The organism is Pseudomonas sp. HP_08, assembly GCF_055284095.1.
On the sequence record NZ_JBTOQC010000010.1, the window covers coordinates 109,784 to 123,155 of the forward strand.

Consider the following 13,372-nt stretch of genomic DNA (forward strand, 5'->3'; position numbering starts at 1 on the left):
TAGCATTATGTAACACCTCATGCACAACGCAGGGTTCTAGAGTGCAGCCTCAAAGCCGGTTGGCACCTTTTCGCCCACCGGCGCAATCGCCAGGAGGCTCCTTGTCAGACCACCCCATCGCATTTTTTCATCATCAACAGCTCGCGGCTGCATTCATGCAATGCGCCGCCAGGGCCCTCGGTAAACAACAGATCAATCAGCAAGAACACACCTGGCTGGAAACACTGCTGACCGGCACAGCCAGCGGCTCTGGCAGAATCGATCTGCTCTCGACGGACGATGGCAGCGACCCACCCGAACTGACCGCAACGCTGATGTTCAGCGACCCCGGCTCGACCGTGCGGCGGGTGTTCCTGCAAAGTCCGGTCTATGGCCTGGAAGCCTTCGAAGATCGCGCCACCGTCGACCAGGTCCTTCGCCAGCGCTTCATCCTGCATGACACCACGCTTGAAGCGACCCATGTGCAAGGCGACGTGTTCACGGCACAAATGAATGACTACCTGAGCAAACGCGCCAAGCGTCTGGCGCGCACGGCCGAGGAGCTGGCCCACCTGCCCACACTGGAAGAACAGATTGGCGACAGCCTCACCACTGCCGGCAGCGCGACCCTCTACAACCGCGCACTGAATCAATTCTGGAAGACGGCGACCGCAGGCTCCAAGCATCTGCATCAGTTGGCAAGCAAGGCATTTGCCGAAGGGTTCTATCAGGATCTGGCGCAAGCCCGTCTTGCCGACATCAGCAACCCGTTGCTGCAACTGGACCCGGACTTGCCGCCCCTTCAGGGCCCCGCGCTGCACTGCGAGAAGATTCTGGTGCGCCTGGGCAGCGAGTGGGTCGAACTGGCCGGTGCGTTTACCCTCAGCCTCAAGACCCAGAGTGAAATGCTGCTCTACTGGCCGACCACAGGCCTGCATTCACTGTCGGGCGAAGGCGCCCTGCATGCGTACCTGAACGCCCTGGCAGCGCCGATGAGTCTGCCCTTGAAATATGTTCGGCAATGGAACGCATCTACCTCACGTGACTATCAGAAGCAGACCATCAACCACTCCGTCTTTGTCGACCGGATCGATTCGATCGTAACGCTGCAGGAACTCAATCTGGCGTACGCCTTGGCCGAAGCCAGTAAAGACACCTTCACCGAACAAATCATCGTCGATGATGCGATCAACGTGGGTAGGCTGATCGATCGACGCCTGGGTACGCTGGACCCTACCCTGCGTTGGGACAGAAGCCTGCAAACGCTTTCATACCAGCCGCTGTCCACCGACACGATGTTCAACCCGTTAGTGCAGAGCATCGACCGGCTGATGTGGCTGGCCAACGAGCGCGATGCAATCTACGGCGCCACCCCCAGTATTCGCGCTGTGGCGGTGCGGCTCCTGGCCCCCGCACTGGCGGTATTCGGCGGTGCCCTGCAAGCGGAATCAACGCTGCTGCAGCCGCCAGCACCCGAGCAGCCGGCCAGTCCCGATGTCAGTCTGATAGACCTGCTTTTGCAGCGCGTCAGCGGTTATTCCAGTACCCCACTTGGCGATACAGACACCTTCACCCGCCTTGATGGTCAACCTTTGCCGTCGCTGGCGCCGGCAGCTCTGGAGCAGACACTGAACAACGCCGTACAGGCTTTCGCCAGCCGGTTCACCGAGCAGCTCAAGGGCAGCAGCTCCTTGAAACTGTGCCTGAACGAGCGTTGGTCAAGCCTGGCTTCCCTGCTGCGCACCAACCTTGAAGATGGCATCCGCCTGGAAATGCTGCTGCACAAGCATTTCATGACACTGCCGCCATTGCTCCTGCAGCGACTCCAGCAGATGTTCGAAAAACCCCTGGCCAGCCAGCGCCAGGTTCTGGGCGCGCAGGCCATTCAGGTGTCCGGGCTACAGCTCAATCTGTCAGCGAAGATACCGGGCATCCGCCTGGGGCTGGCCTTTTTAATTGAACAGCCAGCGTCTGCCGACCAGACGCTGTTGTTCTGGTCGCCTGTTGAAGGACTCAGGCAGTACGCCAATCGCCAGCAACTGGGCAACGCATTGATCAGCAACCTGGCCACCGGTCCCCACTGCCATATCTGGCAGAACCTGCTGCCGGTTACACAAGTCGAGGTGTGGCAGCAGTGGCTGGAGCCCACCGTGCGTTCAGGCCTGAGCATCAGCACCTGGTCGATCAACGGTGATGTGTTCGATGAGCTGCACACGAACTTGTTGCAAGAGCAAAACGAAAACGCCCAAAAAGCGTTGGAGTTCTCCATTTCAGATCAAGTCAGGGCCGGTATTTTCGCGCCCTTGATTGACACGATAAACACGCAGGATGGCGTTTCCGAATACCTGGAAACCCTGTCCGTTCGCTTCATCGATCTGCACACCCATCAGGTACTGCCCGACTGGCTGAACCAGGCGCCACCTGCAGAATTCAAGACGTTTTCGGCGTTACTGCACGACATACTGGAAATATGGAACCCGCAAAACAGCTATCTGGCGGGCATCCCGACGATCACTCAAGTTGCTCGCTATCATTTGCAGACGCGCCTGAGCAAGGATTTTGCCGCCAGCAACATCGATCCCGAAGCGCTGATCATTGACCTGAAATCCTTTATTGCTACGCCTGTAGCGACAGGCGAAATACCCTCGTTCCTGCCTGCCGCAACATTTGAGGTCGAGCAGAGCCTGACCCAGGTGGCGATCAATCACTTCAGCAAAAACATGGACGCCGTGATGGTCATTCGCAGGGCAGACGGTATGGCCTTGCCTGCCGGGCTGACCCCGGACTATGTCAGGGCGCTGGTCCGCGAGATCGATATAGGCGGCAAATACCTGACGCTGCTGGACAAGTACCTGAGCCCGGACAGCAAGGACTACAGCCAGCGTCTGGCACACTTCAGCGCCATGGCCAGCAATGCCCTCATGCTGTCCTCACTTCAGAACGTATTGCAGGACGGCTGGAGCCGGACAACACTGACGTGGATCCAGGCGATTCTGGACATGCCCGATGGGCTGGCCCGGCAGCCGGTGGCCGGCCAGAACATCATCTTCAGCCGCTTGCAGCTTCGCGCGGCAGCGGATATGGCGCCCGACACGGCCACCGGTGTCTATGTGATCTGTCCGGCGGCTGAGGATCAAGGACCGGCGATCCTGTTTACCGCCTACACCCCTGACAACAGCCTGCGCCTTTACCCCGGCAGGGCCGAACTGCTCGCGGCGCTGCACACCGACCCGGTATTGCAAAGCCAGCTGCTGGCCCGACTGCCGGCCGATAACAGGCATCTGTATGACAACGGTGGCTGGGTTGAACCGCATATTCACTGGAACACCGAAAGCGCGTTCGACATTTTTCACACGCCGCCCGGCCCGGTCCAGATACACCTGGAAGCACTGACTGGCAATGCACTGGAAATAATGTTCGAAGACATGATCGTGCACATAAAGGCTATTGCCAGCACGCAGGTCGTTACCAGCGCTCAAGCACAGTGGGAGAGCTTCACCTACCTGATGACCCTTGGGATTGAACAAGCGAGTGCGTTCTTGCCTGGCCGGCTTGCCATCCTTGTGAACCTCTGGCAAGCGAAAAGCTGGTTGGGCGCCGCAACGGACGCCGTGCGCAACAGCCATTGGGGTCAGGCACTGTCTGAATTCGTAACGGCCCTTTCACTTCTGTCCAGTACCCGATCGGCCAGGGAGCTTGAACAACCTGCCGACTCACCCATCACGCTTCAACAGCCAGCGGCACTGGAGACGGGGCGGCAGCTACGCTCGTTCGAGGTACGCACTGTCTCACTGGCCAATCTGGTCAAAGACCTGGCCTTGCCGATTTACCGCACAGGCCAGACGGCCTACGCCGCCGTCGAAGGCCGGGTTTATCAGATCGTCCAGCACGATGAGCAGTGGCATATTTTTACCGGGCCCGGGCATCCTGGTCCAAAGATTCGCCTGAACCCTGAACGCCACTGGGTACTGGATCAGCGTCTGGGGCTGTACGGCGGCGGCATCGGCAGCAGCAAGATCGACGTGTTAGGCAGCGTTTCAGCCGAAGTCGATGTGGAAATAAGAGCCAGCTTCACCGTAAAAGCAAAAGGTATGAAGCAGATCAGGGCTCTCGACGTGATCAAGGCGCGTCAGATCACCGCCGCCCATACCCTGGCCTTGCGTTACTTGCGTACCAGCTTGATCAACCTGGATCTGGACGCTGCCACGGGCTCCCCGCCTCATACCAGCAAACTCATTATCCAGGCAGCCTTTAACTTGACGGTCACGCCGCCGTCATTGACACGGTGCTTGAGAAACATGATTGCCGACATCTATGTCGACATGCTTTCGCCCTCCATGTCACCCAAGACATCGACACGCTATATCGCCGGCAGCCACAAGCAGTCGGACATCGCTTCAGATGCTTTCGTTTATCGCGACGACCCTGCTCGCAGGGTGTTTCTTGCTGATAGTTTCTTCGATTACGTTCCCAGGGCTTACCCCACGGCTAACGCCCATCTGAGTGGTTTTTACCCGCGCACGCACTTTCAGGCAGCGGTCTTGATCCATGAACTTTCCCACCTCAACAACAAGACCGCCGACATTGCCTATCTTGACTCGGGAGCCCCTTATGTCGATATGGTCAGCGACGCCTATCCGCAAGCACAAGCTCAACTGCGGCAGATACAAAACAATGGTCTCGGCGTGGGCACGCCCCGAGACCAACTGTTCAAAGTGAACCGCAATGGCATGCTCTACGATATGGATGAGGAGTCAGGCAACGGACTCTCGACGATTCTGAAATTGACCAACACCCGCACACTGGACGAGGCACGTACTGTGTTTTACAACGACCCGGTCAAGCGCTGCGACGTCATGCTTGCCAATGCCGACACCATTGCGTTGCTGGTCACCAAGCTGGGCAGGGTGCCGTTTCATGCAGTGCCGGTCTGAAACGTGCCTGTGCCGGGTCATGGCGGCCAGTAGCATTATGTAACGCCTCAGGCACAACGCAGGGTTCTAGAGTGCAGCCTCAAAGCCGGTTGGCCCCTTTTCGCCAACCGGCGCTATCGCCAGGAGGCTCCTTGTCAGACCACCCCATCGCATTTTTTCATCATCAACAGCTTGCGGCTGCATTCATGCAATGCGCCGCCAGGGCCCTCGGCAAACAACAGATCAATCAGCAAGAACACACCTGGCTGGAAACACTGCTGACCGGCACAGCCAGCAGCTCTGGCAGAATCGATCTGCTCTCGACGGAAGATGGCAGCGACCCGCCCGAACTGACCGCGACGCTGATGTTCAGCGATCCCGGCTCGACCGTGCGGCGGGTGTTCCTGCAAAATCCGGTCTATGGCCTGGAAGCCTTCGAAGATCGCGCCACCGTCGACCATGTCCTTCGCCAGCGCTTCATCCTGCATGACACCACGCTTGAAGCGCCCCATGTGCAAGGCGACGTGTTCACTGCACAAATGAATGACTACCTGAGCAAACGCGCCAAGCGTCTGGCACGAACGGCCGAGGAGCTGGCCCGCCTGCCCACACTGGAAGAACAGATCGGCGACAGCCCCACTGTTGCCGGTAGCGCGACCCTCTACAACCGCGCACTGAATCAATTCTGGAAGACGGCGACCGCAGGCTCCAAACACCTGCATCAGCTGGCAAGCAAGGCATTTGCCGAAGGGTTCTATCAGGATCTGGCACAAGCCCGCCTTGCCGACATCAGCAACCCGTTGCTGCAACTGGACCCGGACTTCCCGCCCCTTCAGGGCCCCGCGCTGCACTGCGAGAAGATTCTGGTGCGCCTGGGCAGCGAGTGGGTCGAACTGGCCGGTGCGTTTACCCTCAGCCTCAAGACCCAGAGTGAAATGCTGCTCTACTGGCCGACCACGGGCCTGCAATCGCTCTCCGGCGAAGGGGCCCTGCACGCCTGCCTGGACGCCCTGGCAATACCGATGAGCCTGCCCTTGAATCATGTCCGGCAATGGAACGCCTCCACCTCGCGTGTCTATCGGAGGCAGACCATCAACCGCTCCGTCTTTGTCGACCGGATCGATTCGATCGTAACGGTGCAGGAACTCAACCTGGCGTACGCCTTGTCCGTGGCCACTAACGACATCCCCGACGAGCAAATCACCGTCGATGATGCGATCAACCTGTGCACGCTGATTGATCGACGCCTGGGCATGCTGGACCCTGCACTGCGCTGGAACAGAAGCCTTGAAACCCGTTCATACCAGCCTTTGTCCACAGACACGATGTTCAACCCGTTATTGCAGAGCATGGACCGGCTGATGTGGCTGGCCAGCGAGCGCGATGCAATCTACGGCGCGACGCCCAGTATCCGGGCTGTGGCGGTACGACTACTGAACCCTGTGCTGGCGGTATTCGAGGGTTTCCCGAAAGCGGAAACGACGCTGCTGCAACCTGCGACACCCGAGCAACCGGCCAGGGCCAATATCAACCTGGTGGACCTGCTTTTACAGCGCGTCAGCGGCTATTTCAGAGAGCCCATCAGTGACGATGACACGTTCATCCGCCTCGATGGCCAACATCTGCCGTCATTGGCGCCGGCAGCTCTGGAGCAGACGCTGAACAGCGCTGCACAGGTTTTCGGCAGCCTGTTTACAGCGCAGCTCAAGGGCAGCGGTTCATTGAAGTTGTGCCTGAACGACCGTTGGCTGAGTCTGGCTGCGCTGCTGCGTACAAACCTGGAAGATGGCATCCGTCTGGAAATGGTGCTGCACGAGCATTTCATGACATTGCCGCCATTGCTGCTGCAGCGGCTCAAGCAAGTGTTTGAGAAGCCGCTGGCCAGCCAGCGCCAGGTTCTGGGCACGCAGGCCATTCGGGTATCCGGGCTGCAGCTCAATCTGTCAGCGCAGACACCGGGCGTGCGCCTGGGGATGGCCTTCATCGTTGATCAGCCTGGTGCTGCCGACCGGACCCTGTTGTTCTGGTCGCCTCTGGAAGGACTCAGGCAGTATGCCGACCTCCAGCAACTGGGCAGCGCACTGATCAGCAACCTGGCCACCGGTCCGCGCCGAGATCGCTGGCAAAATCTACTGCCCGTCACACAAATAGAGGTGTGGCAACCGTGGCTGCAAACCGCCGTGCATTCAGACGTGAGCATCAGTACCTGGTCGATCGACGGTAATACGTTCGATGAGCTACACGCGAACCTGCTACAAGAGCAAAACATCAACGCCCAGACAGCGCTGGATTTCGCTATCTCGGATCAAGTCAGACCCGGTATCTTTGCGCCCTTGATCGACACCATCAACACTCAGGATGGCGTCTGCGAATACCTTGAAGCCTTGTCGGTTCGCTTCATTGACTTGCACACCCGTCAGGTACTGCCCGACTGGCTTAACCAGGCAGGGCCGACGGAGTTCGAGGCGTTTTCCGCGTTGCTGCAAGACACCCTGGAAATGGGCAGCCCGCAAAACAGCTATCTATCAGGCATTCCCACGATCGATTACGTGGCACGCAAGCATTTGCAAACGCGCCTGAACAGGGATTTTGCCGCCAGCAACATCGACCCCGATGCACTGATTCTCAACCTGAAATCTTTTATTGCTACGCCTGTATCAACAGGCGAAATACCCTCGTTCCTGCCGGCCTTCACACATCAGACCGAGCAGAGCCTGACCCAGTCGGCGATCGACCACTTCAGCAAGAACATGGGTGCCATGATGGTCATCCGCAGAGCTGACGGCATGGCCTTGCCCGCTGGATTGACCCCGGATTATGTCAGGCAGCTGATCCGCGAACTCGACATCGGCGGCACCTACCTGACGCTGCTGAATCAGTCGCTGAGTCCGGATAACAAAGAGTACAGCCAGCGCCTGGCACGCTTCAGTGCCATGGCCAGCAATATCCTCAAGCTGTCGTCACTTCAGCACGTACTCCAGGACGGCTGGAGCAGGACAATGCTGGCGTGGATTCAGGCGATTCTGGAAATGCCCGATGGGGTGGCACGGCAACCCGTGGCCGGCCAGGACATCATTTTCAGCCGCTTGCAGCTTGGTGCATCGGCAGATGCAACACCCGACAGGGCCAGCGGTGTTTATGTAATCTGCCCGGCGGCAGAGGATCAAGGGCCTGTCATTGTGTTTACTGCCTACACCCCTGAAGACAGCCTGCGCCTTTACCCCGGCAGGGCCGAACTGCTCGTGGCCTTGCAGACTGACCCGGTATTGCAAACTCAACTGCTTGCCCGTCTGCATCCCGATGCCAGGCACACGTACGACAACGGTGGCTGGGTTGAACCGCATATTCACTGGAACACTGAAAGTTCGTTCGACATTTTCCACACAGCACCCGGCCCGGCCCGCTTGCAGATAGCACCGCTGACGGGCAATGCGCTGACAATCATGTTCGAGGACATGATCGTGCACGTGAAGGAGATTGCCAGGACACAGTCCGTGACCAGTGCTCAAGCGCAATGGCGGGACTTCACTCACCTGATGACCCTTGGGTTTGAACTGGCGAGTGCGTTCTTGCCAGGCCGCATTGCCGTCCTTGTGAACATCTGGCAAGCGAAAAGCTGGGTGGGCGCCGCCACGGGCGCCGTGCGCAACAGTCAGTGGGGTAAAGCACTGTCGGAGTTCGCAACGGCCCTGGCGCTGCTGGCCAGTACCCGATCAGCCAATGAGCCTGAACAGGTTGCAGATTCATCCATACCCTTCCAGGAGCCCGCAAAAATCGAGTCGGGCCGGCTGCTACGTTCGTTCGAGGAACGAAACGTCGCACTGACCAATCTGGACAAAGACATCGCCCTGCCGATTTACCGCACGGGGCAAACGGCATACGCCGCTGTCGAAGGCCGGGTTTATCAGATCGTCCAGCATGATGAGCAGTGGCATATCTTTACCGGCCCAGGGCATCCGGGCCCCAAAATTCGCCTGAACGCCGAACGGCACTGGATCCTGGATCAGCGTTTAGGCCTGTACGGCGGTGGCATCGGCAGCAGTAAAATCGACGTGTTGGGCAGCGCTTCAGCCGAAGTCGATCTGGCCATAAAGGCCAGCTTCGCCGTAAAGTCAAAAGGCATGAAGCAGATCAGGTCTACCGACCTTATCAAAGCGCGTCAGATCACAGCCGCCCATACGCTGGCCTTGAATTACTTGCGCAACAGTCTGGTTAACCTGGACTCGGACACAGCAACGGGCTTTTTACCCCCCGCCACCGACCTCGTTATCCAGGCCGCCTTCAACTTGCCGGTCACGCCGCCATCATTGACGCGACGCTTGAGAAACCTGATTGCCGACATCTATGTCGACATGCTTTCACCGTCGATGTCACCCAAGACATCGACACGCTATATCACCGGCAGCCACAAGAAGTCGGACACCACTTCAGACGCTTTCGTGTACCGCGCCGACCCTGCCCGCCGGGTTTTTCTCGCCGACAGTTTTTTCAACTACGTGCCCAGGGCTTACCCGACGGTTAATGCACACCTGCGCGGCTTCTACCCACGCACGCACTTTCAGGCGGCGGCCTTGATCCATGAACTTTCCCACCTCAATAACCAGACCGCCGACATCGCCTATGTTGACTCGGGAGCCCCGTATGCCGACCTGATCAGTGCCGAGTATCCGCAAGCACAAGCTCAACTGCTGCATATACAGAACAATGGCCTTGCGCGGGGTACGCCCAGAGACCAACTGTTCAAAGTGAACCGCAATGGCACGCTGTCCGACCTGGATGAAGAGGCCGGCTATGGATTCGCGACAATTCTGAAACTGACAAAAACCACCACCCTTGAAGAGGCACGCAATGTGTTTTACAGCGACCCGCTCAAGCGCTGCGACGTCATGCTTGCCAATGCCGACACCATTGCGTTGCTGGTCACCAAGCTGGGCAGAGTGCCCTTTGATTAGTCGTTCATGCGATGGCTTATATACCTTTGAGGAATGGATTAGATCGCTAAAGCCTTTTACCCGCTCAATGAGGCTGTTTATAAGAACCGCAGGATTTATAACCGACAACACACGGGAGCCTGCACCGTATGTCACGCCTCAAGGACAAATTTGCATTGATCACTGGCGGCACGTCCGGCATTGGCCTGGAAACCGCCCGTGAATTTCTCGCCCAGGGCGCCACGGTGGCCATCACCGGGCGCAGCGAGCAAGGGCTGCAACAGGCCCGCGAACACCTGGGCGACCGTGTGTTGCTGATTCAGAGCGATGCCGGCGACAGCGCGGGTCAAGCGGCAGTGGCCCAACAGTTAAGCGCTGCCTGGCCGCGTCTCGACATCCTGTTCGCCAATGCCGGCGATGTGACCCATCGCTCGCTGCAAGACTGGGACGAAGCCGCGTGGGACCAGTTGCTGAACACCAACCTCAAGGGACCGTTTTTCCTGATCCAGGCGCTGCTGCCGCTGTTGGCCAATCCGTCGTCGGTGATCCTCTGCGGCTCGGTCAGTGCGCAGATCGGCCTGCCGCAGAGCAGCGCTTATGCGGCCAGCAAGGCCGGCCTGCTGTCGCTGGCGCGCACGCTGTCGGGTGAGTTGATCGGCCGTGGCATTCGCGTCAATGGCTTGAGCCCTGGCCCGACCGAAACCGCAGCGCTTGGCAAGCTCGGCCTGCCGCCAGAACAGCAAGAAGCCCTGCGCGCGCAGATTCGTGAGCTGGTGCCGCTCGGGCGCCTCGGTACGCCATGGGAACTGGCGCAGGCCGCGGTATTCCTGGCTTCGGACGAATCGCGCTTTGTGGTCGGCACCGAGTTGCTGGTCGATGGCGGCGTGGGGAATCTGTGAGCATGAAGCTGTACGTCATTCGTCACGGTGAAACCCTGGCCAACCGCGAACACCGCTATCTGGGCGCGCTCGACCCGGAACTGACCGAACAGGGCCGGCAACAGGCCCAGGCATTGCGCGCGCACTTGCCGGCGAACATCGATGCCATCCTCACCTCCCCGCTGCAACGCGCCCGGCAGACCGCCGAGATTCTCAACCAGCAATGGCAACGCCCCTTGCGGGTGAACACGCAGTTTCGCGAGCGCAATGTCGGCGTCTTCGAGGGCCTGACCCAGGCCGAAGCCCGCGAGCAATACCCGCACTTGTGGGCGCGCAATATCACCCGGCAATGGGATGCCGCGCCGGACGGCGGCGAAACCATCAGGGACGTGGCGCATCGGGTTCGCGAGGGCTTGATCGAATTGAGCAAGGATTATCAGGGCAAGACGCTGGTGCTGGTCGCGCACGGGTTTGTCGCCAAGACCGTGCGGGCGCTGGTGCGTGATGACTTCAGCGATTATTTCGACTGGCAGTTGAACAACGGCCAGGTGCTGGAGCTGGAGAACGTCACGGTGGGTGGTTTGCCGCTGAAATTAGGGGCTGCTCCTGTTTGAAGCCAATTTACAAAACTTGCGTTGACGCTCATCAGACAGGCAGAATCGATCAGGTCATACGATGACTGATAAGCCAATCATCTGCGACTTTTCGTTCCGTATCGTTTCCGACAAATACAACAAAAGGATCTGAGCATGAAAAAGCTGAAATTGCTGATAGGTTTCCTGTGCCTGTTCACTGGCTATGTCGCAGCCGCGACCACTGATGAAAGCGATGTCGCCACCGCCGTCGACAAGTTGACCCAAGCCATGTGGCACAAGGATATAGCGCAACTCAAGGCACTGACCGCCGACAACCTGACGTATGGGCATTCAAGCGGCAACATTCAGGACAAGCAGGCGTTCATCGCCGACATCGAGACCGGTAAAAGCGCGTTCAACGAGCTGAAGATGCTTAACCAGAAGATCACTCTGTCCGGGGATGTCGCGCTGGTGCGCAACCACTTTTCGGCTCAGGCCGTAAACAGCGGAAAAGTAGTGCCTACAGAAATCGAAAACTTTCAGGTCTGGCAGAAACAGAACGGCCAGTGGTTACTGATCGGTCGTCAGGCATTTCGCTTCTGATAACCCGGTCCAGCCGGACCTGTGTCGCCAGCACTGACCCACGCTGCTGGCGACACCGCCTGGCGCAGGGATCAGGGTGGAATGCTCTGTTATGGCGCGAGGACAGCACCTTCGCCGCAGAGTGGGCCAAGGTGCTTGTCTGAAGAGTCAATCCGCAAAAAACCGGTTCTGCGGCCGGGGTAACCCAAGGTTCTCGCGCAAGGTACGGCCTTCGTATTCGCGACGGAAAATACCTCGGGCCTGCAGTTCGGGCACGACCTTGTCGACAAAGTCATGCAGCCCGCCCGGCAACCACGGGAACATGATGTTGAAGCCATCGCTGCCGCGTTCGTCCAGCCACTGCTGCATCTCATCGGCAATGCTGGCCGGTGTGCCGACAAAGGCCAGCCCTGCATAGCCGCCCAGCCGCTGGGCCAGCTGGCGTACCGTCAATTGTTCACGATCAGCCAGTTCCAGAACCCGCTCGCGGCTGCTTTTGCTGTCGTTGGTGTCCGGAATCGACGGCAGGAATTTATCCGGATCGAAACCTGAAACATCGGTACCCAACGCAATCGACAACGAGGCGATGGCGCTTTGTTCATGTACCAGGCTGTCGAGACGTGCGCGGGTAGCACGGGCGTGTTCCAGCGTATCGCCGACCACTACAAAGGCGGCCGGGAGGATTTTCAGATGGTCCGGGTCACGCCCCAGCGCCGGCATGCGGCCTTTGACATCGGCATAGAATTGGCGGCCCTCTTCCAGCGTCGACGGCGCGGCAAAGATCACTTCGGCGGTTTGCGCTGCCAGTTGCCGGCCGGGCTCGCTGGAGCCGGCCTGGACGATCACTGGCCAGCCCTGCACCGGTCGGGCGATGTGCAGCGGGCCGCGCACGGAAAAGTACTCGCCCTTGTGCGCCAGCGTATGCAGGCGCTGCGGGTCGAAAAACTCACCGCTCTCGACATTGCGGGTAAAGGCGTCGTCGGCCCAGCTGTCCCAGAGCCCGGTGACCACGTCGTAGAACTCCCGCGCGCGGGCATAGCGCTGGCCATGTTCGTAGTGCTGATCCAGGCCAAAATTCAGCGCCGCATCGGGGTTGGCCGTGGTGACGATATTCCAGCCGGCACGGCCTTCGCTCAGGTGGTCCAGCGAGGCAAAGCGCCGGGCCAGGTTGAACGGTTCTTCAAACGTCGTAGAGGCCGTGGCGACCAGGCCCAAGTGTTCGGTGACCTGGCTCAAGGCCGACAGCAGGGTCAGCGGCTCGAACGAGGTGACGGTATGGCTGCGCTTGAGCGCCTCGATGGGCATGTTCAGCACCGCCAGATGGTCGGCCATGAAGAAGGCATCGAAGCGGCCCTCTTCCAGTTTGCGCGCCAGTGCCTTGAGGTGCTTGAGATTGAAATTGGCGTCTGGCCAGGCGCCTGGATAACGCCAGGCACCGGTGTGAATGCTGACCGGGCGCATGAAGGCCCCGAGTTTGAGTTGGCGCTGAGCGCTCATCAGGCAGCTCCGATGAA

The 13,372-nt window shown here is 59.1% G+C and carries 6 protein-coding genes; 5 read left to right on the top strand and 1 reads right to left on the bottom strand.

The window, feature by feature from the left end:
• Positions 1 to 101 precede the first annotated feature (101 nt).
• The 5 genes from ACYAS9_RS10660 (at position 102) to ACYAS9_RS10680 (ending at position 11,879) form a co-directional block, all read left to right on the top strand.
• A complete protein-coding gene (locus ACYAS9_RS10660) occupies positions 102 to 4,913 on the top strand; it encodes a dermonecrotic toxin domain-containing protein (protein ID WP_463568257.1) in 4,812 nt (1,603 codons plus the stop codon).
• Positions 4,914 to 5,044: 131 nt separating this feature from the next.
• Positions 5,045 to 9,844 (top strand): dermonecrotic toxin domain-containing protein, encoded by a 4,800-nt coding sequence (locus tag ACYAS9_RS10665; protein ID WP_463568258.1) that lies wholly within the window; start codon positions 5,045 to 5,047, stop codon positions 9,842 to 9,844.
• Positions 9,845 to 9,972: 128 nt separating this feature from the next.
• The gene (locus tag ACYAS9_RS10670) at positions 9,973 to 10,722 is read left to right on the top strand and encodes an SDR family oxidoreductase (RefSeq protein ID WP_463568259.1); all 750 of its coding nucleotides are present in this window, start codon (positions 9,973 to 9,975) and stop codon (positions 10,720 to 10,722) included.
• 2 nt (positions 10,723 to 10,724) lie between these two features.
• On the top strand, positions 10,725 to 11,315 hold the full coding sequence (locus ACYAS9_RS10675) for a histidine phosphatase family protein (RefSeq protein WP_463568260.1): 591 nt from the start codon (positions 10,725 to 10,727) through the stop codon (positions 11,313 to 11,315).
• Positions 11,316 to 11,450: 135 nt separating this feature from the next.
• Complete coding sequence (locus tag ACYAS9_RS10680) at positions 11,451 to 11,879, top strand: nuclear transport factor 2 family protein (protein WP_463568261.1); 429 nt, start codon at positions 11,451 to 11,453, stop codon at positions 11,877 to 11,879.
• A gap of 147 nt (positions 11,880 to 12,026) precedes the next feature.
• Here the strand turns inward: ACYAS9_RS10680 and ACYAS9_RS10685 are convergent, their stop codons facing one another.
• The gene (locus ACYAS9_RS10685) at positions 12,027 to 13,355 is read right to left on the bottom strand and encodes an LLM class flavin-dependent oxidoreductase (protein WP_463568262.1); all 1,329 of its coding nucleotides are present in this window, start codon (positions 13,353 to 13,355) and stop codon (positions 12,027 to 12,029) included.
• Between the last annotated feature and the right edge of the window lie 17 nt (positions 13,356 to 13,372).

What these genes read in the sequence shown, in the direction of transcription:
- ACYAS9_RS10685 (WP_463568262.1), bottom strand. Translation starts at nt 13,355, where the DNA reads ATGAGCGCTCAGCGCCAACTCAAACTCGGGGCCTTCATGCGCCCGGTC.
- ACYAS9_RS10670 (WP_463568259.1), top strand. Translation starts at nt 9,973, where the DNA reads ATGTCACGCCTCAAGGACAAATTTGCATTGATCACTGGCGGCACGTCC.
- ACYAS9_RS10675 (WP_463568260.1), top strand. Translation starts at nt 10,725, where the DNA reads ATGAAGCTGTACGTCATTCGTCACGGTGAAACCCTGGCCAACCGCGAA.
- ACYAS9_RS10680 (WP_463568261.1), top strand. Translation starts at nt 11,451, where the DNA reads ATGAAAAAGCTGAAATTGCTGATAGGTTTCCTGTGCCTGTTCACTGGC.